Here is a 26,122-nt window from a genome sequence, read left to right as displayed (position 1 = left end):
TTATCGTATTTTAACTTTATTAATTAACGCCATAGCGCTCACGATAAGCTTTAACTGCAGGTAAATGCTCAGATAACGTTTCACTCTCACTTAGGTAGTTAATTAAATCATCTAGAGTAATAATCGAATACACTTGGCATTGATAGTCACGTTTTAACTCTTGTATTGCAGAAAGTTCTTCTCGCCCTTTCTCTTGTCTATCCAAACTTAATAACACAGCAGAAAGCGTTGCATCATGCTGTTTAATAATTTCCATTGATTCACGAATTGCAGTACCTGCTGTAATGACATCATCGACAATCACAACATTACCTTTCAAAGGACTTCCTACTAATGTTCCCCCTTCACCATGATCTTTCGCTTCCTTACGATTAAAGCAATAAGGAATATCAATATCATGATGTTCAACTAATGCGACTGCCGTTGTAGTTGCAATGGGGATACCTTTATAAGCAGGCCCAAACAACACGTCACAAGGCACATTATTATCTAATAATGTTTGCGCATAGAATTGCCCCAGTAAAGCCAAATCACGCCCTGTATTAAATAAACCGGCATTAAAAAAGTAAGGACTCACTCGTCCTGATTTTAGTGTGAACTCACCAAATTTCAGCACATTTTTTGCTAATGCTAGTTCGATAAAGCGGCGTTGGTAGGCTTTCATTTTTTTCTCCTCTCTACGTTACTTGATGACAAATTTTAGGCATAAAAAAGGCGACTTCTCAGTCGCCTTAAATATAAAATCTATTGCTTAAGCGCCTCTTTTTGCGCTTCAAATATCTTCTCTAATCCCCCCTTCGCTAGGGCGAGTAAAGCAAGTAATTCTTCATGGCTAAATGGGGCGCCTTCTGCCGTACCTTGAACTTCAATCATACGACCATCATCAATCATCACCACATTCATATCCGTTTCTGCTGCAGAATCTTCAACATATTCAAGATCGCATAATGGTTCACCATCAACAATCCCCACAGATACAGCAGCGACCATTGATTTAAGAGGGCTCTTTTTCAGTTTCCCTTCTTCAACCATTTTATTTAAAGCATCAACTAATGCGACGCAAGCACCGGAGATAGAGGCAGTACGTGTACCACCATCAGCTTGAATAACGTCACAATCAACAGTGATAGTGAATTCACCTAATGCTTTTAAATCAACAGCGGCACGTAATGAGCGTGCAATTAAGCGTTGAATTTCCATAGTACGGCCGGTTTGTTTACCACGAGCCGCTTCACGTGCGTTACGACTATTTGTTGCACGAGGCAGCATACCGTATTCTGCAGTTACCCAACCTTGCCCTTGTCCTTTAAGAAAACGTGGTACACCCTCTTCTACAGTGGCGTTACACAAGACTTTAGTATCACCAAATTCGACTAATACAGAACCCTCAGCGTGTTTTGTATAATGACGAGTGATGGTAATAGGACGTACTTGGTCTGCTTGTCTGTCTGCTGGACGCATGGTGTTATCTCCGCTTTCTCTGACATATTGGGGGCGCATTATACGACCTAAAATGGCTTATGCCTATCCTGTATCGATGCCTAGGGTTATAATCGTATCATCTTTTACACTATTGAGACCCTATTATGATCCGTAGCATGACCGCTTTTGCTCGCCGAGACATCAAAAAAGACTGGGGTAGCGCTGCATGGGAACTGCGTTCCGTAAACCAACGTTACCTTGAAACTTATATTCGTTTACCTGAGCAATTACGTAGTTTAGAACCCGTTATTCGTGAACGTCTACGTAATCGCTTAACCCGTGGTAAAATTGAATGTAATTTACGTTTTGATCTTAACGCTCGTTTTCAAGGCGAACTTAATCTTGATGAAAATTTGGCAAAACAGCTGATTGTTTCTGCCAACTGGGTAAAAAGCCACAGCCATGAAGGCACTATCAGCCCATTTGATATTTTACGTTGGCCGGGTGTTATCTCAGCACAAGAGCAAGATTTAGATGCCATTGGTACTGAGCTTTTAGCTGAATTAGATTTAGCAATTGACGCATTTATTGCTAGTCGTGAAGCCGAAGGCCAATCACTCAAGGAACTTATCGAGCAACGCTTAGATGCAGTTAGCGCAGAAGTGGTGAAAGTGAAAGCCCAAATGCCAGAAATCTTACTTTGGCAACGTGAGCGCTTAACCAGCAAATTAGAAGAAGCTCAAGTTCAAATTGATAATAATCGTTTAGAGCAAGAGTTAGTGATGTTAGCGCAACGTTTAGATGTTGCTGAAGAGCTTGATAGATTAGAAGCCCACGTTAAAGAAACACGCAAAATTCTTGTGAAAAAGGAAGCGGTAGGCCGTCGTCTTGATTTTATGATGCAAGAATTTAACCGTGAATCTAATACGTTAGCCTCAAAATCAATTAATACAGAAGTCACCAACTCAGCCATTGAATTAAAAGTTTTAATTGAACAAATGCGCGAGCAGATCCAAAATATTGAGTAAGATTTCTTAGCTGTTTACAGCCCATCATTAAGCCAGTAGATACCTTGTATTTGCTGGCTTTTTTGTTATCAGAGGATTGCAGAGTGAGTCACAATTGCACATAATCTTATGAATAAAAAATTAAATCAAGGATAATAGAGATTAGGAAAATATAATAAATTTATTTAATAAAAAAAATAATAACTTACATTATAGATACATGCTTTATTCATGAGATATTTTCAATTTATTTTTTTATAAATAACTAATTAATATAATTATAACATTAAATGTCTTTATTAGATTATATATTTAGAAGCCAGTAGGATACTATAATAATATTTTTATTTTAAAATAATTAACTAGATCAATTTAACATAATCAATATTATTAAATTTCCATGTGACACATTAAACATATTTTATTTTTTTATCTTCATAAAGAGATAAAAAAATCATAAAATAGTATCAAAAATTTAAGGTAATAATTAAAATGGAAATAAAAAGTGCGGAGTTAATCAAAGGTCAGGATAATGATCCAGAGGTTATTATTGGTTTGGTTGGAGCTATTGGCACAAACCTTGATCAAATAAAGAATTCTATTAAAGAGATGTTTTTAACATACTCTTATGATGTCATGGAAATAAGGATATCTTCAGACATAATAAATAAATTAAATTCGACAAAAAAATGTGATGAAAACTATAAAAATATAAATAATTTAATGACTGCTGGAAATGAACTTAGAGAAAAAAGTAAAAATAATGCCATTCTTTCCATGGCAGCATCAGCCATAATCAGTAGTAATCGAGAAAAAGAAATATCAGGACTTCCAAAACCAAAGCCTAGAAAAGCTTATATTATTCATTCATTAAAACATCCTGATGAGGTTAACTTATTAAGAGATATATATACTAATGGATTTTATTTAATTGGAGTTTACTCTGATGAAGATAGAAGAAGAGATTTTCTTATTAACCATAAATCTGTTTCTGAAAAAGAAGCTAATGAGTTGATCAAAAGAGATGCACATGAGGGTGATAAATGGGGACAACATACTAGAGACACATATGAACTTGCCGATTTTTTTATTAATCATGGAAATAATTACGATAGAGTGACCAACCACCTTTGGCGTTTTTTTGACTTGATTTTTGGAAAACCTAATATAAGCCCAACCTTTGATGAATACGCAATGTCGATGGCTTATTCTGCATCATTAAGATCTGCTGATCTCTCTCGTCAAGTTGGAGCCGTTTTAACAAAAAATAAAATGATATTAACCACCGGTGCTAACGATATACCTTCTTTTGGTGGAGGTTTATATTGGCCTGAAATCATTAATGATAAAATACAAGATATTGATGGTGGGAGGGATTATACTATAGGGTATGATTCTAATGCGGATGAGAAAAAAAACATTATTGCAGATATAATAAATAAACTATCTGAACAGATCGATAAAACAAACGATAAAATATTTAAAAAACATAAAGAAAAAATATCAGATCTAGTACTTAAAACTCTACAGAATAGTAAAATAAAAGATATCACCGAATATGGTAGAGTAGTACATGCTGAAATGGAAGCCATATTATCGTGTGCAAGAAGTGAGATAAATACATATAAAACAACACTTTACTGTACAACATTCCCTTGTCATAATTGTGCAAAACACATCGTTGCAAGTGGCATTGAGAAAGTTTTCTATATAGAACCTTATCCTAAAAGTAAAGCTTTATTATTTCATAAAGACTCTATTGAGTCCTCGGAAAATAGTAAAAATACCGAGAACTCAACAAAAGTTATATTTGAACCTTTTGTTGGTGTTGGACCAAGATGTTTTTTCAATCTTTTTTCAATAAATTTAGGAACTGGTTATAAAGTAATAAGAAAAGAGAGTGATGGAACAGCTGTAAGGTGGGAAAGAAAAAATGGTAGACTCCGCATACAAATGCTACCTTCTTCTTATATTGAAAAAGAACTCAAAGCAGCAGACAGTTTAAACAAAATCGTTACGGAGAAATTAAAATGTCAATAGATAATCAGCCAGATTTATTCGAATACCTCACTGAAGCAAGTAAAACTGTGTCTGACTGGCCAACATGGAAACAATCAGGCTCAGATGCTACTCAGTTTCAAGAAAATAGAAAAAATACAAACACATATACCAAAGATAATAATGCCTGTTTTGTACTAAAACGAACCTCAATATCCTAAATGTGACTTTTAACAGTTTTCGGATTCTGGAGAAAAGAGAGCTTAAAAAACACATTCCATATAACACATTGAAAAATAATTAGTAAGATTTCTTAGCTGTTTACAGCCCACCATTAAGCCAGTAGATACCTTGTATTTGCTGGCTTTAATCAAGAATAAAATTTAACTCTCTATTTAATAAATGAAAATCACTCACCCAATGCCTTTCTAATAAATCCTTTGTTTTGATTAAGCATCTGTGTGGCTTGCTGTGCATCTACATTTGCTAGGATCATTAAAATTGCCGTTTTACAATGACGATGACATTGTGATAACGCTTCTTCAGCGATAGCTCTTTCACACTCGGTTGCTTGCATCACAATACGAATTTGGCGTTCAACCAATTTGGCATTGGTCGCTTCAACATCCACCATTAAATTACCAAATACCTTGCCAATCTTTATCATCGCACCTGTGGTTATCATATTTAAGATAAGTTTTTGTGCTGTACCCGCTTTCATACGTGATGATCCGGTTATCACTTCAGCACCCACAACTGGTGTAATAGCAATATCAGCAAGTTTGGCAATCGGGCTTTCAGGATTACAACTAATCGCTCCCGTTATCGCCCTGAGTGATTTTGCATACTGTAAAGCGCCCATCACATAAGGCGTTCTACCACTTGCCGCAATACCCACTAAGATATCTTGCTCATTAAAATTAAGTTGGCGTAAATCCTCTTCACCCAATTGCGCATTATCTTCTGCATTCTCGACAGCTTGTAAAATCGCTTTATGCCCACCCGCAATTAAACCAACCACCATTTCATGAGGAGTACCGTAGGTTGGCGGGCATTCACTGGCATCTAAAATCCCTAATCGCCCTGAAGTACCCGCACCACAATAAATAAGGCGTCCACCCTGTGTAAATGCAACAGCAACTTTATCAACCAGTTGTGCAATTTCAGGTAGCACTTTTTCTATTGCGAATGGTACTTTTTTATCTTCATTATTAATGACACTTAGCATATCCAACGTTGAAAGCGTATCGATATTCTCACTGTCATGATTCCTACTTTCAGTCACTAGATTGCTAAGATCAATAGCCATTTTGGCTCTCCCAATATTATTCATATGATTAAGTCGAAGAAATTAACTGCTTTTATACCATTATTATTGGTAAGATTTTCAAAATCATTACAAACGGTACTCTACATGACATTTATTAAATATATTTCGACTCTTATCAGCCTACTTACTCTTGTTTGCTCGTTTTCTTTACATGCTAATTTTGAAGAGCAAGATAAAAGAAAATTTGAAGATACTCGCAAAGAAGCACTAAACCATAATGCACAAGCTCAATATCAATTAGCTGAAATGTATTCGATGGGAACCGGTATAGAAAAAAACCTTCTTAATGCACAATTGTGGGCAAATGAAGCAATAAAAAATGATCATGCCGATGCCTACGCACTACTTGCTGATATTTACTTATTTAATGCCGACCCTTATTTTAAAAATAATTATATCGAAGCAAAAAAATTAGCTACTCTCGCAGTAAATAAAGGAAGCATAAGAGGAAAAATAAGTTTAGCAACAGCGCTCATTGCACCATTATCTGGAGAAACAGATCACCAAAAAGCGATTGTATTATTAGAAGAAGTCGCAGCGATTCATCAACCAGAGCTTGTTTACGCTCCAATTTGGTTAGGTGTTCTTTATAGTGGGGTTGGCAATGTGCCTGTAGATACTGAAAAAGCGAATATGTGGTTTGCAAAAGCTAATGAAATGACTTTTGAAGGATTCGCTCAAGCAATGGCTTCTTTTATGTTCTCTGGCCAATATCATATTATTGAGCCTAACAAGCAAAAAGCAGATGAATTAATGAAACAGGCTTGTGAAGAAGCAAAAAAAGTTGGCAATGAGTTTTATTGCCAACAAGAATTTAATTAACCCAAAATCAAATAAATAACCCTAACTCAGAAAAGAGATGGTAAATATCACCATCTCTTTTATACCCTGTCTGTCCTATCTAACATTCTTTTATAGCGCCATACGGTATTCAATCACACCCGGTTTTTCTGCTACCCAATTATATAAGCGCTGACCACGTAAATTAGTTTCCTGTGTATGCCAATATAGACGAGCACAATCACGCTGTTTTGCTTGTTGATGAACAAACTCAATAAGTTGCTTACCTACATGGCGACCTCGCGTATCTGGTGAAACAAATAAATCTTCTAAATAACAAAAATCACTTTCAGCCCATGTTGAACGATGAAAAAGATAGTGAACAAAACCCAATACCTTTTCACCTTCCATTGCTACGGCACAATAAACAGGTTCTTTTTCATCAAAAAAACGTGCCCATGTTTTTAATGTTATCTCTTCTGATAACTCAACTTTATAAAATGCTTGATAACTTAACCAATGTGGCAACCATTGAGCATAATGTTCTTGCTCAACAAACTGGATTGAAACAGTTATTGGTGTTGTGCTCATCTCTTCACTTCCTTTTACTTTCATCAATGCTATAAAAAAGTATCACCTACCTTTAATCGTGGTTATGGTACGTTTAATTTTGGTTCTCAATAAGGTACACTTTTTGTGTTTTTATAGGGTCCACTTTATGAAACAGAAAAAAACAGCTTATTTTCCTAATCTTGTTTTAGAAGAAGGGCCTATTGGCTCTCAGGTTTATCACGCGATTAGAAAGGCGATTTTAGATGGGCGCTTAACATCAGGTAGCCGTCTACCTTCAAGTCGCACATTAGCTGAAATGATGTCGATTTCTCGTAACTCTGTTATTGCAGGCTTTGAACGTTTAATTGATGAAGGTTATTTATTTACTCGTCGTGGTGCAGGAACTTTTGTTGCAAATACAATCCCAGATGCCATTATTTCAGATCAGTGGGCCAAAACCATCCACTCTATTTCTTCATCACACATCAAAAACCCATTAGAAACGCTCAATCCCAATATGCAAAAAGCACACGCTTTTTGGCAACAGTCACAACCCAATATCAATAGCAGTCCTACATTTCATGTTGGCGTTGGCTGTGCGGATCTTTTTCCTCATGAACTTTGGGGAAGATTATTAGGGCGAGTTTGGCGACAATCGAAAAAAGTACTCGCAACATTTAATTCGCCAACAGGCTACACTCCTTTAAAAGAGATGATATGCCAATATGTTCAATCAACTCGAGGGCTCTCTTGTCAGCCTGAGCAAATCATTATTGTAAATGGTACGCAGCAAGCGATAAATCTCACCACTAGAGTACTATTACAAGAGGGAGATACCGTTTGGCTAGATGATCCTGGTTATGACAGTGCACGGGGTATCTTCACTTCTTATGGTATAAAACCACATCCAATAAGTTCAGATATTGATGGAATGGATATTTCTCAAGGAATAGCGCAGTGCCCTGAAGCAAAACTTGTTTTTACCACACCTTCCCATCAATTTCCCTTAGGCAATACACTTTCACTTTCACGTCGTATTGCATTATTAGAGTGGGCATCATCCAATAATGTGTGGATCTTTGAAGATGACTATAACAGTGAGTTTCGCTATCACACTAAACCTATCCAATCCCTACAAGGGTTAGATAAATATCAGCGAGTTATCTATGCTGGAACATTTTCAAAAATGATGTATCCCGGATTTCGTTTAGGTTTTTTAGTCGTACCTCAAACCTTAATCGAAGCCTTTAAAGTCGCTAAATACTACACCGATTCACATTCAGGTTTTCTAGAACAAGCAACATTAGCGCTATTTATGTCTCAAGGGCATTACGCCCGCCATGTAAGAAGAATAAGAAAAGCCTGCTATGAACGCTATCAAGTGTTAACTAACGCTATAAAAACACATTTATCTCATGTTTTTCATGTTGAGCCTACGGATTCAGGTATCCATATTGTCTGCTGGCTAAAGCTAGGTTATACAGAAGAATATGTCGTTAAAAAAGCGCGAGAAATAGGATTAGCCATACAGCCTTTGGCGCGTTACTGTATTCAAACATATCCAAAGAAAGGTGTTTTATTAGGATATGCTGCTCATAATCCAAATGAAATTGAAAAGAGTATTATCTTGCTTGCTCAAACTTTATCTAAATAAATAACATCTATTCTTATTTGTTATTTGCAATATAAAAAGCGAGCAAGCCTTGCATTTACCCTATATTATTTTTAGGCGTGCAATAATAAACCCAAGCAGGAGGAACATTAAGCATGACTAATTTCTTTTCTAAATGAAAATAACGAGATAACGTTTTTTCATATCGAGTAGTATATTGAAATAACACAAAACAACCTTGTGTTTTTAATAACTCTTTATGCACTCGTTTTAAAATTCTTAAGCCTGTTTTCTTTGGTATAGATAAAAAAGGTAATCCTGAAATAATCATATTATAATGACTGTCTAATTTCTCCGCTGACGCAGTGTAAACCTTTAATCGATTATCATCGATTTTATCTAATTCTGTTGCAAAACTAGGTTCTATTTCAAAAACATCTAATGAGGAACTCACCGACATTCTTTTTAAAATTTGTTGGGTAATAACCCCTGTGCCAGCACCTAATTCAGCAACTTGAATGTCCTGTTGCCAATTGAGTTTATCCAGCATTTCATAACATAACCAACGAGATGAAGGCGCGATAGTACCCATCGTGGTTGGTGAAATCACAAACCGTTTTAAATACGAGTAGTACGTAGATAATGGAATGACTGTTGATATATCCATTTCGCCTCCTAACACCACTTAATAAGCGGTAAAATAAAATTCAAATAAAATGAAGAACCTTCATCATTATTTTTTATTTATGAAAATACATCATCTATTAAACAGTAGCGTTTAGTATAAAGCTTGGAGTGACCTCTAAGTAAATACGTTTTTCTTATATATTACACTATTTTACATTTTTCTATTTTTACTCTATTTTCTTAAACAAGAATATATTTTTGTTTATCCCAAAAAACAAAATAAGATATAACAGAATATTCTTACATTTTTATGGCGAACCTATTTTCTTTTTTAACAACTCATTGATATTTGTTCGTTCTGTGGCTTTCTTTTGTTAACTCTACGAAGACTATAAGAAACACTTCTAATTCTTTGGTAAATAATCAATAAATTCACTTGCACCTATCTCTATATTTTGTCAGGTTAGTGTGAGGTCTCTCACTATTCCTACAGACAAAGACAGGGTAATTACAATGAAAAATGTTGGTTTTGTGGGCTGGCGTGGTATGGTCGGCTCCGTTTTAATGCAAAGAATGGTTGAAGAACGTGATTTTGATGGGATAAACCCTGTTTTCTTCACCACATCTCAATTAGGTGAAGCAGCACCTGCTTATGGTAATCACCGTAGCACTCTGCAAGATGCTTATGATATTGATACGCTAGCATCACTCGATATTATTATTAGTTGCCAAGGTGGTGACTATACCAATGAAATCTATCCAAAACTGCGCCAAGCAGGTTGGCAAGGTTACTGGATTGATGCCGCATCTGCGTTACGTATGAATGATGATGCTGTGATTATTCTCGATCCTGTTAATGGACAGCATATTCAAGACAGTTTAAACAAAGGCATCAAAGCTTTTGTTGGTGGTAACTGTACGGTCAGTTTAATGCTGATGTCATTAGGGGGTTTATTTACGAACAACTTAGTGGAATGGGCAAGTGTCTCCACCTACCAAGCAGCTTCTGGGGCTGGTGCTCGCCATATGAGAGAGCTACTGTCACAGATGGGCTCTCTACATAATCAAGTAGTAAAAGAGCTTGAAAACCCAGCTTCCGCCATCTTAGATATTGAACGTAAAGTCACTAACTTTACGCGCAGTGGTACGATGCCAACTGAGCAATTTGGTGTTCCTCTAGCAGGTAGCTTGATCCCTTGGATTGATAAACAATTAGAAAATGGCCAGAGCCGTGAAGAGTGGAAAGGACAAGCAGAAACCAATAAGATTTTAAACACAGGTTCAAATATTATCCCTGTTGATGGTCTTTGTGTTCGTATTGGCGCATTACGCTGCCATAGCCAAGCATTTACTCTAAAACTGAAAAAAGATTTACCTGTTGCTGAAATTGAACAATTACTTGCCAACCATAACGACTGGGTAAAAGTCATTCCTAATGATCGTGAATTGACTATTAGAGAGTTAACACCTGCCGCAGTTACAGGTACATTGAGCACACCTGTAGGCCGTATTCGTAAACTGAATATGGGCCCTGAATTTATTTCAGCCTTTACTGTTGGTGACCAATTGTTATGGGGTGCTGCAGAGCCTTTACGCCGTATGCTGAATATTCTGCGTTAATACCTATTATTTGAATATCGACCATTTTAAAAAGTAAGAAATGGTTGATATTCTTATTTTGAATAATAATAAAAATCATTTCTTATCCCCCTCCAAATATAACTATTTTTTAATTTTTCATATTTTATTTAATTCTGTTTTACTAAATACTCTTTTAAAAATTATTTCAAAAATAAACTTAAAGGATCTATAGAATGAATTCAGAATAAATAGCCTGTTTTCATTAAAAACAAAGTGTAAAAATCAATAAATCATTTCTTTACAACTGAAATGTAATGATAATAAAAATTATCATATAACAAACGCTAATATAATATTGTTTTTAATTTAATATTATGAGTATTGCGGTAACTACTTATTATCTAAAAATAAATTTACTTTATATTGTCATTTATTTAAGGTGATTTTTATTACTTTAATAAAAAGATGTATCATAAATATGACAACACAAACACAACCCAACAAAAAAGGTTTTCTAAACCGAGTAGAGCGAATTGGTAATGTCATGCCTGATGTTACCATGCTGTTCGTTTATGCCTTAGTGATCTGCTGGATATTTTCATTCTTTCTCTCTTTTGTTAGTTTTGATTATTTCCATCCAGTGACTAAAGAAAAAATCACCGTAATTAATATGTTTCAATATGAAGAAATCATATTATTTATTACAGGTGCAGTAAAAAATTTCATTAATTTTCCACCACTTGGAATAACGATTGTTGCAACGTTAGGAATTGGTATCGCAGAAAGTAGTGGCTTTATTAAAACCGCCCTTAAAAAGATGCTTTCATTTATTTCTCCGAAAATGCTAACACCAACCGTTGTTTTTGTCGGTATTGTGGCACACTTAGCCTCAGACTCAGCCTACGTTATTTTAATGCCTGTTTCTGCCATGATGTTTTATGCTAGTGGACGCCATCCTTTAGCGGGGATCGCCGCCTCATTTGCTGGCTTAGCTGGTGGTTTTACAGCAAGCTATACACCATCAATTATTGACCCAATAATGCAAAGCTTTACACAAGAAGCTGCGCAAATTATGGCTCCAGGTTATAGCGTTAACGTTTTATGTAATTACTTTTTTAGTCTAGGTGGGACATTTGGCGTTATTTTAACTTGTTGGTATATCACTGAAAAAATTGTAGAACCGTGGTTAAATAAAAATTGTCCAGTTTCCTCTGGTATTGATACCAAAGATGCAGAGTTAGGTGAGATCACCTCGACAGAAAAACGAGCATTCCGTTTTGCTGGCTGGGCAGTTGTACTAATGGGGGCTGGTTTATTTGCACTGCTATTACCAGAAACCTCACCGCTACGTTCACCAGAAGGCAGTTTAACCAGTCCTAAAGCCCCAATTATGCAAATTGTGGTGCCTTTACTGTTTATCTTTTTTTCTGTACCCGGATTAATCTATGGTTATATGACTAAATCTTTTGCCTCCACAAAAGATATTGTCAAAGCGATGGAAAATATCACCAAATCGCTGATCCCATTTATCGTTTTTGCCTTTTTTGCAGCTCAGTTTCTTTACTCGTTCCAACACTCAAATTTAGGAACATTATTAGCGTTATCTGGTGCCGAGCTACTGCGTACACTGAATATGCCTTCAGGTATGACCGTGTTAGGTGTGATTTTGCTAACCGCGATCTTAAATATCATGATCACCTCAGCAACATCAAAATGGGCAGTGATTGCCCCAGTATTAGTGCCAATGTTGATGGCTGTCGGGATTTCACCTGAATTAACACAAGCAGCGTTTCGTGTCAGTGATTCCGCAATGAATGTGAGTACCCCCATGTTCCCATTCTATCCACTGATTTTGATGTATTGCCAAAAATACTATAAAGGGGCGGGTATCGGTACATTATGCTCAATGATGATCCCTTTCACTATTGGCTTGCTTATTGTATTAACCACCACGCTATTTATCTTTTGGGGGCTTGATATTCCTCTTGGCTTTGATAGCGGATATACATGGCAACCAGCATCATAACTCACACTGATAAAAGCAACTGTATTAGGATAAAGATTATAATGAATACCTTAGGTCAAAAATTAGAACAGCGTTTTTTCCGTTATCTGGCAATTGAAAGCCAAAGTGATGCATCAGCTTCTGTGGTACCCAGTACACAAGGGCAACTTGAATTAGCAAAGTTACTGGCTAAAGAGCTAGAAGCTTATGGTTTGAAAGATATCTATATTGATTCTCACGCTATTTTATATGCAATGAGACCAGGCACTAAACCCAATGCCCCTAAAGTTGGTTTTGTTGCTCATCTTGATACTGTTGATGTGGGTCTTTCGCCAGACATTCACCCTCAAACATTGCGTTATGAAGGAAAAGATCTCTGCTTAAATAAAGAGCAAGATATTTGGTTTAAAACGCAAGAGCACCCTGAAGCCGAGCCTTATATTGGTGAAGAAATTATCTTTAGTGATGGTACAAGCGTATTAGGTGCTGATAATAAAGCAGCTATCACCGTGGTTATGGAGTTAATGGATAAACTTCAGCATGCTGATTTTGATTGTGGCGATATCTATGTTGCGTTTGTACCAGATGAAGAGATTGGATTACGCGGTTCTAAACTGATGGATTTATCTCGCTTCAACGTTGATTTTGCTTACACCATTGATTGCTGTGCATTAGGAGAAGTGGTGTATGAAACCTTCAATGCAGCATCCATTAATGTGTCGGTGAAAGGTATTACTGCACACCCAATGTCCGCAAAAAACGTATTATTAAACCCAATTCGTGTTGCTCATGATTTTATTGGCTGCTTTGATCGCTTTGATACGCCAGAGCACACCGAACACCGCGAAGGTTATTTCTATGTCACTGATTTGATCGCTAACCCTGATAATGCCGTGATTAAAATGGCTATTCGTGATTTTGATAAGAAAAGCTATGAAGCACGTAAGCAATACATAGCACAATCTGTTGAATTAATACGCGCTCGCCACCCTCGTGCACAAATCGACTATGAGATTGTCGATGTGTATAGCAATATCAGTGATTCGATTGGGGAAGATCGCACCGCGATTGAACTTATTTTTGAAGCATTAAAACAATTAGATATTCAACCTAACGTGATCCCAATGCGAGGAGGTACAGATGGCTCTGCGCTTTCAGCAAGAGGATTGCTCACACCTAACTATTTTACAGGCGCATTAAACTTCCATTCTCGTTTTGAGTTTTTACCTGTGAGCTCATTTGAGAAAAGCTATTTAGTGACAGAAATGCTGTGCCGTTTGGTTGGGCAACGCGGGTAAATGTAATTTTTGACGTTAACAAAAAAGCGGAACCATTTTCATGGCCCCGCTTTTTTATCTAACTTAATCTAAACTAGATATCAATATTTGCGGCTTTCAGCGCATTCTCTTCGATAAAGGCACGGCGAGGTTCAACCGCATCGCCCATTAACGTAGTAAATAGCTCATCCGTTGCAATCGCATCTTTAACGGTCACTTGCATCATACGGCGTGTATCTGGGTTCATGGTGGTTTCCCATAATTGTTCTGGGTTCATTTCCCCAAGACCTTTATAACGCTGTACAGCAAGGCCACGACGAGATTCTTTCGTTAGCCACTCAAGTGCTTCTTCAAAGCTTGAAATCACCTGACGACGCTCTCCACGCTCAATAAACGCACCCTCTTCAATTAGGTTACCAATAATGTCACCTAAATGGGTAATACGTTGATATTCGCTACTGTGGATAAAGTCATAATCCAATTTGTAGTTTGTATCCACACCGTAGGTACGAATACGTAATACAGGTTCGAATAGACGATTTTCATCATTTTGAACAATAGTATAGCTATAAGTACTGCCTTGATCTTCCGCTTCATTTAGACGGTTAACCAAGCCACTCATCCACTCTTCGACTTTAGCTTTATCAGATAACGCATCTTCTGTGAGCGTTGAGTGATACACCAAGCTATTTAACATACTCAGTGGATAAATACGCTCCATACGACGAATAATTTTATGTGCAGCATGGTAATCAACAACCAGTTTTTCAAGTTGCTCACCGTGCATTGCTGGCGCATGTTCACTGATATAAAGTGCTGCACCATCAAGCGCTATAGACATCAGGTATTCGTCCATCGCGTCATCATCTTTGATGTATTGCTCTTGCTTCCCTTTCTTCACTTTGTAAAGTGGTGGTTGAGCAATAAAGATATGACCACGCTCGATAATTTCTGGCATTTGACGATAGAAGAATGTCAGTAGCAGAGTACGAATGTGAGAACCATCGACGTCGGCATCCGTCATGATGATAATGCTGTGATAACGCAGTTTATCTGGGTTATATTCATCGCGACCGATACCACAACCTAATGCTGTGATTAATGTTGCTACTTCTTGAGACGCCAGCATTTTATCAAAACGCGCTTTCTCAACGTTTAGGATTTTACCTTTTAACGGCAAAATAGCCTGCGTTTTACGGTTACGCCCTTGTTTTGCAGAACCGCCCGCAGAGTCCCCTTCCACTAAATACAGTTCAGAGAAAGCAGGATCACGTTCAGAACAGTCTGCTAATTTGCCCGGCAAGCCACCTAAATCTAAAGCACCTTTACGACGAGTCATCTCGCGCGCTTTACGCGCAGCTTCACGAGCACGAGCAGCATCAATAATTTTTCCAACAACGATTTTGGCGTCATTTGGATTTTCTAACAGGTATTCCACCAGCTTCTCATTCATCAGCGTTTCTACTGCTGTTTTAACTTCAGAAGAAACCAGCTTATCTTTTGTTTGTGATGAGAATTTAGGATCAGGTACTTTAACAGAGATAACCGCGATCAGACCTTCACGAGCATCATCACCCGTTGCACTGATTTTCGATTTCTTATTAAAGCCTTCTTTATCCATATAGTTGTTTAACGTACGTGTCATTGCAGTACGGAAACCAACTAAGTGTGTACCACCATCACGTTGTGGAATATTGTTGGTAAAGCAATAAACATTCTCTTGGAAGCCATCATTCCACAGCATCGCAACTTCAACACCAATACCATCTTTTTCAGTAGAGAAATAGAATACATTTTGGTGAATTGGCGTTTTATTACGGCTTAAGTATTCAACGAATGCTTTAATACCGCCTTCATAGTGGAAATGATCTTCACGGTTATCACGTTTATCAATTAAACGGATAGAAACGCCTGAGTTTAAGAATGACAATTCACGAAGACGTTTTGCTAAAATTTCATACTGGAATTCAGTCTCACCTTTAAAGGTTTCAAGACTTGGCCAGAAGCGAACAAATGTTCCTGATTTTTCGGTATCGCCAATCACTTTTAAGCGATCATCAGGTACACCATGACGATAAATTTGCTGATGGATTTTTCCATCGCGATGAATAGTCAGTTCGAGTTTTTCAGACAACGCATTAACAACAGAAACCCCTACACCATGAAGTCCACCAGAGACTTTATAGGAGTTATCATCGAATTTACCCCCAGCATGCAGAACTGTCATAATAACTTCTGCTGCTGAAACACCCTCTTCTTGGTGAATGCCGGTTGGAATTCCACGACCATCATCTCGAACAGAGACGGAGTTATCTGAATGGATAGTGACAATAATCTCATCACAGAAACCCGCGAGGGCTTCGTCGATTGCGTTGTCGACCACCTCGAAGACCATGTGATGCAGACCGGTTCCATCATCTGTATCCCCGATATACATCCCCGGGCGCTTACGCACCGCATCCAGCCCTTTTAATACTTTGATACTTGAGGAGTCATATGTATTCGACATCAACGTTTCTCGCTTTATTCCTATGGTTTAACCTCTATTTTGCCACGTTCTACGCTAAATAGCCTGCTATTTACATCTAGCATATCTTTCACTTGCCCTTGTGTTATCGCACTGACAAACACCTGAGCTTGCGTAGATTTTAGACGCTCGGCTAACAACTGACGCCGACTTGCATCTAATTCGGAAGCAAAATCATCGAGCAGATACAGGCATCTTTGCCCATTCTTACGAGTGAAATATTCACCTTGTGCCAGTCTCAAAGCACACATCAATAGCTTGAGCTGACCTCGTGACAACATATCTTCTACTGGCGTGCCGTTTGCTCTAATGCGTAGATCTGCCTTATGAGCACCAAGTGAGGTATAGGCTAACATTTTATCACGTTCAAATTGACGTGCTAGCAACTCACCATAATCAGTTTCTTTATCCCAGCCCCGCTGAAAACTGACTTTCAGCGAAAATTCAGGTAAAAACAGACGACACGTTTCTTCAATATCTTTAGCGATATCTTCGGTATATTGAGCTCGCCATTCACTTATCTGTTGCGTTAATAAGATAAGTTCTTTATCCCAAGGCATCAGCTGTCGATAAGACGTTGCTTGCCTTAGTGCCGCATTACGTTGCTTTAAAACACGTTTTAAATCCGACCATGCAGCGAAAAATCGAGGTTCATTATGAAAACAACCCCAATCGATAAACGCGCGACGATATTTAGGCCCACCATTCAGCAAAGTAAAACCTTCAGGTGTAATTAATTGCATGGGTAATAATTTGGCTAATTCTGCAATTTTATGACCATCGCTTCCGTCAATGCGTACCGTGCTATTACCTTCGCGATCTTTACTCAATCCAATCGCATAGCCACGGCTCTCTCCATTAAGCCCACTTAAACGCCCATGAAGAATAAATTCATTTTCATCATGTTGGATCACGCGATTTGCTTGAGAACTACGAAATGCTCGTCCATGTCCTAAGGTGTAAATCGCTTCAAGTATACTTGTTTTACCACTCCCGTTTGGTCCAACAAGAAAATTAAAGCCATCCGCTAATGGCAGATCCGCCTGTTCGATATTTCTAAAATGGCGGATCAATAAACGGGATAAAATCATGTTAGTGACTATTATAAACGCATTGGCATAACAACATAAGCAGCCGCAGAACTTGCCACATTTTCAACTTGAACACTTGAAACGGCATCAGTTAGTAACAGCTTAACTTCTTCACATTTCAAGGTATTCAATACATCAAGGAGATAGCTGACATTAAAGCCAATTTCCATTTCTTCACCTTGATACTGAACATCAACAATTTCTTCTGCTTCTTCTTGCTCAGGGTTGTTGGCTGTGATTTTTAATTGGCCACTCGTGAGGTTAATACGCACACCTCGGAATTTCTCATTCGATAAAATCGCAGCACGAGAAAATGCCTGCTTAAGAATATCACAACCTGCAATTACTGTTTTGGTTGGGTTTTTCGGTAATACGCGACGATAGTCAGGGAAACGACCATCAACCAACTTCGAGGTAAAAATAAAATCACCGACATGCGCCCGTATATTGTTGCTACCGATTTGCAGTTGCAGTGAACTTTCACCACCACCATCCAGTAGACGCATTAATTCAATAACACCTTTACGAGGAACAATAACCGAGTGACCCGGTAAAGATTGCCCGATATCCATCGAACATACGGCTAAACGGTGCCCATCTGTTGCAACTGTGCGTAATTCTGTGTTTTCAGTTTCAAACAACATACCATTGAGGTAATAACGCACATCTTGATGTGCCATTGAAAACTGAGTGGATTCAATGAGGCGTTTTAATGTTGCTTGAGGCAAGGTAAATTCAACATCGCTTTGCCAATCATCTAAATTAGGAAAATCAGATGCTGGTAAGGTTGATAATGAAAAACGGCTACGACCTGAGCGCACTAAAAGGCGATCACCATCAAGCTCAACACTAATTTCTGCACCTTCAGGTAACCCACGCCAAATATCAAAAAACTTACGCGCAGGAACAGTTGTGGCGCCAATTTCATGAGACTGGCTGAGGTTAACTCTCGCCACCATCTCCATTTCAAGGTCAGTTCCTGTTAGTGATAAGGTGTTTTCAGTCACCTTAAGCAATAAGTTACCTAAAATAGGTAAGGTAGGACGACCACCCAAAGGGCCACTCACTTGTTGTAGCGGCTTAAGAAGCTGTTCACGTTCAATGATAAATTTCATAGCGCTAGGATGATAATGTTCTGATTAAGTTAGAAAAATCTTCTTTGATATCGTGACTTTCTTCACGCAATTGCTCTATTTTACGACAAGCATGAAGAACAGTTGTATGATCACGGCCACCAAAGGCATCCCCGATTTCAGGCAAGCTGTGGTTTGTGAGTTCCTTTGCCAGCGCCATTGCCATTTGCCTCGGACGGGCAACCGATCGGGATCTCCGCTTCGACAGTAAATCGGCCACTTTAATTTTATAATATTCAGCAACTGTTTTTTGAATATTATCGATAGTGACTAATTTTTCTTGTAGAGCGAGTAAATCACGTAATGCTTCACGTACAAAGTCGATAGTAATCGCACGACCTGTAAAATTCGCGTTAGCAATCACTCGGTTTAATGCACCTTCAAGCTCACGGACGTTAGAACGAAGTCTTTTAGCAATAAAAAAGGCCACTTCGTCAGGTAACTGAATTTGATTTTCATCCGCTTTTTTCATCAAAATCGCTACTCGGGTTTCAAGTTCTGGTGGTTCAATCGCCACCGTTAATCCCCAACCAAAGCGTGATTTTAATCTATCTTCAACACCATTAATCTCTTTAGGATAACGGTCTGAGGTTAAAATAATTTGCTGATTACCCTCTAACAATGCGTTAAAGGTATGAAAAAATTCTTCTTGTGAACGCTCTTTATTGGCAAAAAATTGAATATCATCAATTAATAGTGCATCCACAGAACGGTAATAGCGTTTAAAGTCTTCTATCGCATTATTTTGTAACGCTTTTACCATATCTTGTACGAAACGTTCAGAATGCATATAAACGACTTTTGCATTCGCTTTACGTTCCATAATGCTGTTACCCACTGCGTGTAACAAGTGCGTTTTACCTAGCCCTGTTCCGCCATATAAAAAGAGTGGGTTATAAGCACCACCTGGATTATCAGCAACTTGTCTTGCGGCAGCTCTCGCTAACTGGTTAGACTTACCTTCAACAAAGTTATCAAACTTATGTTTTGGGTTAACGTTAGAGCGATAATTCAGCTCAGGCAGTTGAGACGCGGGTTGATTATCCCAGCTAGGGCGAACGGGCTGACTATACGTAGGTGCCGTATTTACTGTCGGATGTACGACAGCTTTAGGAACACTTTCCGGTGTACGTGTCGATGCAGGTTTATTACCCACTTCAAAACGCAAAGAAGGGACTTCAGAGCCACAAAAATCCACTAATAATGCGTTGATATTATTAATATATTTTTCTCTTACCCAATCTAAAACAAAACGATTAGGTGCATACAGCGCCAGCGTATTATCGCTTAATTCTGCCTGCAAGGGACGTATCCACATACTAAATTCAGTGGCAGGTAACTCATCCTGCAATCGGGCAAGACAATGCTGCCAAAGCGAAAGTGACACGGCGGACTCCCCTAAAAAAACAAGACTAAAAAATAAACAGGAAAAATGCAGTTGTACAATGTAGCTAAACACAGCGTGCTTAAACACAAAGTGCACAACATCGTTCCTCTTCAATTCTTAATAAGGAACAACTCTTGGTGACAACGATTTATTTACATCGTGATTCACGATCGCAGACTGGCTATTCTGATCGTGACGGGGGATCATATCGCAAAATGAAACGAAGATCCTCTTTCTTTTGCACAGTTTTTATGGTTTTTATCCACAGGCTTGATGATTTGTGATAATTCACCAAATGAAATATGCAAAGGCGTTCTAGTGTACTTGAGTCGCCCTATAAATAGCAATTGGGGATAACTTTCTCTTTGCATAAATCTCTCCTTCTTATAGTAAGTGATCAAATATCTCTCACTTGATCCACCAAAGATCCTTGCGCTTTTACCATGAGTCCGTATAATCTTGCACCCTGCGTGCTTGTACCAACAAAGTCACTTATTAAGGCTTTCTTTTAGGTCGCTAATAAGCGTACTCGTTGCGCATAAGTCAGGATTGATTATCGGGTTTGCTAAAAAAGACGACAAAAATCGGTACTTAAAGCGTCATCTTGATTGACGCATTTGAGTGATTTTATTACAATCCCGCATCTTTCCATCATTGATGCTGCGATTGAAGTACTGGTTTGTTTATTTATTGCACGCCTGTCTGTCAACGCATTTGCTGAATCAGTAATTATATTAAGTAGGTAGAAATCGCCATGAAACGCACTTTTCAACCGTCTGTACTGAAGCGCAACCGTAACCACGGCTTCCGCGCTCGTATGGCCACTAAAAATGGTCGTCAGGTTCTGGCTCGCCGTCGTGCGAAAGGCCGCTCTCGTCTGACCGTTTCTTCGAAATAATAAAAGCTAACCATTCCGTGGTTAAGCTCGCTTTTCCAAGGGAGTTACGTTTGTTAACTCCCAAGCATTTCAATTTTGTTTTCCAGCAACCACAACGCGCGAGTTCACCAGAAGTTACTATTTTGGGTCGCCAGAATGAGCTGGGGCATCCCCGCATCGGTCTAACAATCGCAAAGAAAAACGTTAAACGTGCTCATGAGCGCAATCGTATTAAACGATTAGCCCGTGAATACTTTCGTTTACATCAGCATGAATTACCGCCGATGGATTTTGTGTTATTAGTAAGAAAAGGGGTTGCTGAACTTGATAACCACCAATTGACGGAAGTGTTGGGTAAATTATGGCGTCGTCATTGTCGCTTGGCTCAAAAGTCCTGATCTTGCTGATTAGGGGCTATCAACTGGGGATTAGTCCTCTGTTGGGGCCTCGTTGTCGTTTTAATCCTACGTGCTCTCATTATGGAATTGAGGCATTGCGCAGGTTTGGAATGATAAAAGGTAGTTGGTTAACAGTGAAACGCATATTAAAATGCCACCCTTTACACGAAGGTGGTGATGATCCTGTCCCACCTAGAAAAAACGACGATAACAGAGAAAATTAACGATGGATTCGCAACGCAATCTTCTATTCATCGCTTTGCTGTTCGTTTCTTTCCTGATCTGGCAGCAGTGGGAGGGTGATAAAGTTTCACAAAACACCACCACTACTACTCAGATCTCGCAACAAGCGGACATGCCAAGTAGTGATAGTCTTGCTGTAACTGGTAACAGCAATGAGCAGGCAAAATTGATTACCGTAAAAACTGATGTACTTGATCTTAGTATCAATACTCAGGGCGGTACAATCGATGAGGCTGATTTGTTAGCCTATCCCGCCGAGCTTAATTCACAGACACCTTTCCGTTTACTGGAAACTACACCTCAATTCCTGTATCAGGCTCAAAGTGGCTTAATTGGCCCAGATGGTCCAGATCAGAAATCTCGCCCAGTTTATACTGCTGATAAAAACGAATTTGTACTTGGTGAAAACCAGGATGAATTACGTGTACCTATGACTTTTGTGAATGAAGAAGGCGTAAAATTCGTCAAAACCTTTATTCTGAAAAAAGGTCAGTACGATATCGGTATTGAATACAAAATTGAGAATACAACAGATAAAACACTGACAATGAACTTCTACGGTCAGTTAAAACAATCTGTTAAATTGCCAGAAAGCCGTGATACTGGTAGCAGCAATTTTGCGCTACACACTTATCGTGGTGCGGCATATTCCTCAGATGAAACCAACTATAAAAAATATAGTTTTGGTGATATCGAAGATAAAAACTTATCTCTAACCACGAATAATGGTTGGGTTGCGATGTTACAACAATACTTCGCAACAGCATGGGTTCCTTCTAAAGATAGTCAGAACAATAACTTCTACTCAATTACTTTAGAAAACAAATCCATTGCTCTGATTGGTTATAAATCAGCACCTGTCACTATTGCACCAAATAGTACAGCTGACATCACCTCTACATTATGGGTTGGCCCTGAAATTCAGTCTGAAATGTCCGCTATCGCGCCACATTTAGACCTGTCTGTAGACTACGGTTGGTTATGGTTTATCTCTCAACCACTGTTTAAACTGTTGAAATTCCTTCACAGCTTTATCGGTAACTGGGGCTTCTCCATCATCATGATCACCTTTATCGTTCGTGGTATCATGTACCCGCTGACTAAAGCGCAGTACACCTCCATGGCGAAAATGCGTTTACTGCAACCAAAATTGGCTGCTCTGCGTGAACGTATTGGTGATGACAAACAACGTATGAGCCAAGAAATGATGGCGTTATACAAACAAGAGAAAGTGAACCCTCTGGGTGGTTGTTTACCACTGATTATCCAGATGCCAATCTTCCTTGCGTTGTATTACATGCTGATGGGCTCGGTTGAATTACGTCATGCTCCATTTATGTTATGGATACAAGACTTGTCTGCACAAGACCCATACTACATCCTGCCATTATTAATGGGTGTAACGATGTTCGTCATTCAGAAACTGTCTCCAACTGCAGTGACTGATCCGATGCAACAAAAAATCATGACCTTTATGCCGGTTGTGTTTACTGTATTCTTCCTGTGGTTCCCATCAGGTCTGGTTCTGTACTATATCGTCAGTAACTTAGTGACCATTATCCAGCAGCAGTTAATTTACCGCGGTCTGGAAAAACGTGGCTTACACAGCAGAGACAAAAAATAAGGTCACATGAGGAAAAACCTCTTCCTTGGTTACATTCAAAGGAAAGTGACATAAAATAGCGAAGGCGGTCTACAATGACCGCCTTCTGTTTTTTATATTTATATGATTATTCTGATTAAGCGAGTACACCATGCATAGCACTGATACTATCGTCGCTCAGGCCACACCTCCGGGAAGAGGCGGTGTTGGTATCCTACGCGTTTCTGGCCCAAAAGCTGCCCTTGTGGCACAAACCGTTCTAGGTAAGTTGCCTAAACCTCGTTATGCTGATTATCTGCCATTTCGCAATGATGACAACTCAGTACTTGATCAGGGTATCGCCCTTTTCTTCCCTAATCCGAACTCATTTACAGGTGAAGATGTTCTAGAACTACAAGGCCATGGCGGCCCCGTTATTCTAGATCTATTACTAAAACGTATTTTACAAATTCCAGGTGTACGTATTGCAAACCCTGGGGAATTTTCTGAACGTGCATTTTTAAATGACAAACTCGATTTAGCACAAGCAGAAGCGATTGCTGATTTAATTGATGCTAGCTCAGAACAGGCAGCTCGTTCAGCGATTAATTCATTACAAGGTGCATTTTCCTCTCATATTAACGAAATGGTAGAGTCGTTAACTCATCTACGTATCTATGTTGAAGCGGCTATTGATTTCCCTGATGAAGAGATTGATTTTCTTTCTGACGGTATCATTGAAGGAAAACTTAATACCGTTATTGCTGAATTAGATGATGTTCGTGCTCAAGCTCGCCAAGGTAGCTTGTTACGAGAAGGAATGAAAGTGGTGATCGCAGGTCGTCCAAATGCGGGTAAATCAAGCCTATTAAATGCATTAGCAGGTCGAGAAGCGGCTATTGTCACGGATATCGCTGGTACAACTCGTGATGTATTACGTGAGCATATTCATATTGATGGTATGCCTTTGCATATTATCGACACTGCAGGCTTACGTGAGGCCAGTGATGAGGTTGAACGCATTGGTATTGAACGAGCTTGGAAAGAGATTGAACAAGCAGATAGAGTGCTATTTATGGTTGATAGCACCACAACCGATGCAACAGCGCCTGAAGATATCTGGCCTGAATTTATGGCACGTTTGCCAGACACCTTGCCTGTTACTGTTATTCGTAACAAATCAGATTTAACTGGTGAGAATGCCGAGATCACGGCACAAGGTAACTACCCGATGATCCGCTTATCTGCTCGTGATGGAATGGGTATTGAGTTACTTCGTTCCCACCTAAAAGAAGCAATGGGCTTTAATAGTAATACTGAAGGTGGTTTCTTGGCTCGTCGCCGCCACTTACAGGCATTAAATACCGCTGCAGAACATTTACAGCAAGGCCATGAGCAACTGGTTTATGCAAAATCCGGTGAATTGTTGGCAGAAGAGTTAAGACTGGCTCAGCAAGCATTAAGTGAGATCACCGGTGAATTTACCTCAGATGACTTATTGGGTCGTATTTTCTCTAGTTTCTGTATCGGGAAGTAAATTTTAGTCCATCCTCGTCCGTAAACGTTCACTAACCCGTATTAACTGCATATTAATACGGGTTTTTACTTTCTGTACGGTTCTTAATTCCTCACGTGTCATCGTTTGCTTTTTGAGCTACCAACCACATTAAATGGACACACTGTTGAAGTGAGATATGGTACTTTCAAATACCAAACTACACATATCTGCTCATGAAAACTTGCCGAATATGACGAGCTTGATGATTGAAGTTCTTCCCTCTGGACGAAAAACCTGGCGTTTCCACTACAGCTTTGATAACAAATCGTAAAAGATCTCTTTGGGCTAATACCCGGTTTTCTCACTTGCAGAAGCACGGCTTTGGTGTGAAAATTGCCACTCAATAGTGACCCATGGCATTAATCCGACGCAGAAAAGGCTGTAAGAAAAACTTAAACAGAAAGACCCAACGACAGTTAAAACATTCACCAAACACTGGCTGACCGATATCGTTGAAAAAAGTAACCGCGATCCGAGCAACATCATTCGCGTTATCGACAAGGACATCATTCCATCATCGGGAAGCTTAAACTCGAAGAACTCACAACTACCCATATTCAAGTCGTGATCGACCGCATCAAACAACGCTTAACTGCGTGGTGCGTACGCTGGATATAAATGTCGGGGATTTTGTTATTCATGACTTCCAGCATACTACCAGCACATTGATCCATGAGCGAAGCTACGACTCAGACTGGATGGAGAAATGCCTGACACATAAGATCAGTAGCGTTCGCGGTGTCTACAACCGTGCGGAGTACCTAAATCAGCGCCGGGCTTGGGCGGATTTTGTTGATGCACTGATTGAGATTGTAAGGAAGGTTATCATTTGACAATTCAGGAAAGGTTACAATATAACCAACTGAATAATATGAAAAATATAACAATAATAGTTTCTGACTAGAATATACTATCTAACCAGTTGAAAAAGATGCACTTCTCAACCATAATAACATCACTCTTTAGCGTTAGGCTTTGATTTATAGCCTTGTCGAGCGTTTCGCCAGACACTAACTTATTGAGTACTTTTAGGGTTGCGCTAGTAAGTTTTCTACCGATCCTAGAAGTCTCTAGGATCGGTAGAAAACTTTCTAGCGCCTCCTCTAGTAAAGAGTAAAAACGAGCAAAGTAATAT

23 protein-coding genes and 1 pseudogene are annotated in these 26,122 nt (G+C 38.8%); 14 read left to right on the top strand and 10 right to left on the bottom strand.

Going from position 1 to position 26,122, the window contains the following annotated elements:
* Positions 1-19: 19 nt before the first annotated feature.
* Both pyrE and rph read right to left on the bottom strand, forming a co-directional pair.
* On the bottom strand, positions 20-664 hold the full coding sequence (pyrE, locus tag DK866_RS16950) for an orotate phosphoribosyltransferase (RefSeq protein ID WP_109409848.1): 645 nt from the start codon (positions 662-664) through the stop codon (positions 20-22).
* 80 nt (positions 665-744) lie between these two features.
* A complete protein-coding gene (gene rph / locus DK866_RS16945) occupies positions 745-1,461 on the bottom strand; it encodes a ribonuclease PH (protein ID WP_069366895.1) in 717 nt (238 codons plus the stop codon).
* Between the two features lie 125 nt (positions 1,462-1,586).
* On the opposite strand from rph, the gene DK866_RS16940 reads away from it, so the two are divergent.
* From DK866_RS16940 to DK866_RS16930, 3 genes are all read left to right on the top strand, one after another.
* Entirely contained in the window at positions 1,587-2,450 is an 864-nt protein-coding gene (locus DK866_RS16940; protein WP_109409847.1) for a YicC/YloC family endoribonuclease, read from the top strand.
* Positions 2,451-2,921: 471 nt separating this feature from the next.
* A complete protein-coding gene (locus DK866_RS16935) occupies positions 2,922-4,469 on the top strand; it encodes an anti-phage dCTP deaminase (protein ID WP_109409846.1) in 1,548 nt (515 codons plus the stop codon).
* Complete coding sequence (locus DK866_RS16930) at positions 4,460-4,648, top strand: hypothetical protein (protein ID WP_109409845.1); 189 nt, start codon at positions 4,460-4,462, stop codon at positions 4,646-4,648. Before DK866_RS16935 ends, DK866_RS16930 begins: the two co-directional genes overlap by 10 nt.
* Before the next feature lie 188 nt (positions 4,649-4,836).
* On the opposite strand, the gene murQ is transcribed toward DK866_RS16930, so the two are convergent.
* The gene (murQ, locus tag DK866_RS16925) at positions 4,837-5,736 is read right to left on the bottom strand and encodes an N-acetylmuramic acid 6-phosphate etherase (protein ID WP_109409844.1); all 900 of its coding nucleotides are present in this window, start codon (positions 5,734-5,736) and stop codon (positions 4,837-4,839) included.
* 105 nt (positions 5,737-5,841) lie between these two features.
* Here murQ and DK866_RS16920 point away from each other — a divergent pair, with 105 nt between their 5' ends.
* On the top strand, positions 5,842-6,579 hold the full coding sequence (locus DK866_RS16920) for a tetratricopeptide repeat protein (protein ID WP_109409843.1): 738 nt from the start codon (positions 5,842-5,844) through the stop codon (positions 6,577-6,579).
* Positions 6,580-6,669: 90 nt separating this feature from the next.
* Here DK866_RS16920 and DK866_RS16915 read toward each other — a convergent pair whose 3' ends face one another.
* Positions 6,670-7,128 carry a GNAT family N-acetyltransferase gene (locus DK866_RS16915; RefSeq protein ID WP_109409873.1) on the bottom strand — a complete coding sequence of 153 codons (459 nt, stop codon included), beginning with the start codon at positions 7,126-7,128 and terminating at the stop codon, positions 6,670-6,672.
* A 127-nt stretch (positions 7,129-7,255) separates the two neighbouring features.
* On the opposite strand from DK866_RS16915, the gene DK866_RS16910 reads away from it, so the two are divergent.
* Entirely contained in the window at positions 7,256-8,743 is a 1,488-nt protein-coding gene (locus DK866_RS16910) for a PLP-dependent aminotransferase family protein (protein ID WP_109409842.1), read from the top strand.
* A gap of 55 nt (positions 8,744-8,798) precedes the next feature.
* On the opposite strand, the gene DK866_RS16905 is transcribed toward DK866_RS16910, so the two are convergent.
* On the bottom strand, positions 8,799-9,368 hold the full coding sequence (locus DK866_RS16905; RefSeq protein WP_109409841.1) for a class I SAM-dependent methyltransferase: 570 nt from the start codon (positions 9,366-9,368) through the stop codon (positions 8,799-8,801).
* Positions 9,369-9,841: 473 nt separating this feature from the next.
* Here DK866_RS16905 and asd point away from each other — a divergent pair, with 473 nt between their 5' ends.
* From asd to pepT, 3 genes are all read left to right on the top strand, one after another.
* A complete protein-coding gene (asd, locus tag DK866_RS16900) occupies positions 9,842-10,948 on the top strand; it encodes an aspartate-semialdehyde dehydrogenase (protein ID WP_109409840.1) in 1,107 nt (368 codons plus the stop codon).
* Positions 10,949-11,387: 439 nt separating this feature from the next.
* Complete coding sequence (locus DK866_RS16895) at positions 11,388-12,935, top strand: AbgT family transporter (RefSeq protein ID WP_109409839.1); 1,548 nt, start codon at positions 11,388-11,390, stop codon at positions 12,933-12,935.
* 41 nt (positions 12,936-12,976) lie between these two features.
* Positions 12,977-14,212, top strand: a complete 1,236-nt coding sequence (gene pepT / locus DK866_RS16890; RefSeq protein WP_109409838.1) for a peptidase T — start codon at positions 12,977-12,979, stop codon at positions 14,210-14,212.
* 73 nt (positions 14,213-14,285) lie between these two features.
* On the opposite strand, the gene gyrB is transcribed toward pepT, so the two are convergent.
* The 5 genes from gyrB to DK866_RS19880 all read right to left on the bottom strand — a co-directional run bounded on the left by gyrB (position 14,286) and on the right by DK866_RS19880 (position 20,700).
* Positions 14,286-16,700, bottom strand: coding sequence for a DNA topoisomerase (ATP-hydrolyzing) subunit B (gyrB, locus tag DK866_RS16885; RefSeq protein WP_109409837.1), 2,415 nt, complete (start codon positions 16,698-16,700; stop codon positions 14,286-14,288).
* Between the two features lie 20 nt (positions 16,701-16,720).
* Entirely contained in the window at positions 16,721-17,809 is a 1,089-nt protein-coding gene (recF, locus tag DK866_RS16880; protein WP_109409836.1) for a DNA replication/repair protein RecF, read from the bottom strand.
* Between the two features lie 11 nt (positions 17,810-17,820).
* Positions 17,821-18,924, bottom strand: coding sequence for a DNA polymerase III subunit beta (gene dnaN / locus DK866_RS16875; protein ID WP_109409835.1), 1,104 nt, complete (start codon positions 18,922-18,924; stop codon positions 17,821-17,823).
* A gap of 4 nt (positions 18,925-18,928) precedes the next feature.
* Positions 18,929-20,329, bottom strand: coding sequence for a chromosomal replication initiator protein DnaA (gene dnaA, locus DK866_RS16870; protein WP_109409834.1), 1,401 nt, complete (start codon positions 20,327-20,329; stop codon positions 18,929-18,931).
* A gap of 203 nt (positions 20,330-20,532) precedes the next feature.
* Positions 20,533-20,700 (bottom strand): hypothetical protein, encoded by a 168-nt coding sequence (locus DK866_RS19880; protein WP_162557025.1) that lies wholly within the window; start codon positions 20,698-20,700, stop codon positions 20,533-20,535.
* Positions 20,701-21,083: 383 nt separating this feature from the next.
* On the opposite strand from DK866_RS19880, the gene rpmH reads away from it, so the two are divergent.
* The 6 genes and pseudogenes from rpmH (at position 21,084) to DK866_RS20045 (ending at position 25,820) form a co-directional block, all read left to right on the top strand.
* Complete coding sequence (rpmH, locus tag DK866_RS16865) at positions 21,084-21,227, top strand: 50S ribosomal protein L34 (protein ID WP_036933424.1); 144 nt, start codon at positions 21,084-21,086, stop codon at positions 21,225-21,227.
* Positions 21,228-21,244: 17 nt separating this feature from the next.
* Entirely contained in the window at positions 21,245-21,604 is a 360-nt protein-coding gene (gene rnpA / locus DK866_RS16860; protein WP_071788569.1) for a ribonuclease P protein component, read from the top strand.
* Positions 21,568-21,828, top strand: coding sequence for a membrane protein insertion efficiency factor YidD (gene yidD, locus DK866_RS16855; RefSeq protein ID WP_072070482.1), 261 nt, complete (start codon positions 21,568-21,570; stop codon positions 21,826-21,828). Before rnpA ends, yidD begins: the two co-directional genes overlap by 37 nt.
* A 2-nt stretch (positions 21,829-21,830) precedes the next feature.
* Complete coding sequence (gene yidC / locus DK866_RS16850; protein ID WP_109409833.1) at positions 21,831-23,471, top strand: membrane protein insertase YidC; 1,641 nt, start codon at positions 21,831-21,833, stop codon at positions 23,469-23,471.
* Between the two features lie 130 nt (positions 23,472-23,601).
* Positions 23,602-24,966, top strand: a complete 1,365-nt coding sequence (gene mnmE, locus DK866_RS16845) for a tRNA uridine-5-carboxymethylaminomethyl(34) synthesis GTPase MnmE (protein ID WP_109409832.1) — start codon at positions 23,602-23,604, stop codon at positions 24,964-24,966.
* A gap of 157 nt (positions 24,967-25,123) precedes the next feature.
* A pseudogene (locus DK866_RS20045) lies at positions 25,124-25,820 on the top strand (integrase arm-type DNA-binding domain-containing protein).
* Positions 25,821-26,122: the final 302 nt, after the last annotated feature.

The organism is Proteus genomosp. 4 str. ATCC 51469 (assembly GCF_003144375.1).
In the GTDB taxonomy this organism is placed as follows: domain Bacteria; phylum Pseudomonadota; class Gammaproteobacteria; order Enterobacterales; family Enterobacteriaceae; genus Proteus.
Note: the sequence above shows the minus strand (reverse complement) of the source record. Positions and strands in the feature narration are given on the sequence as shown.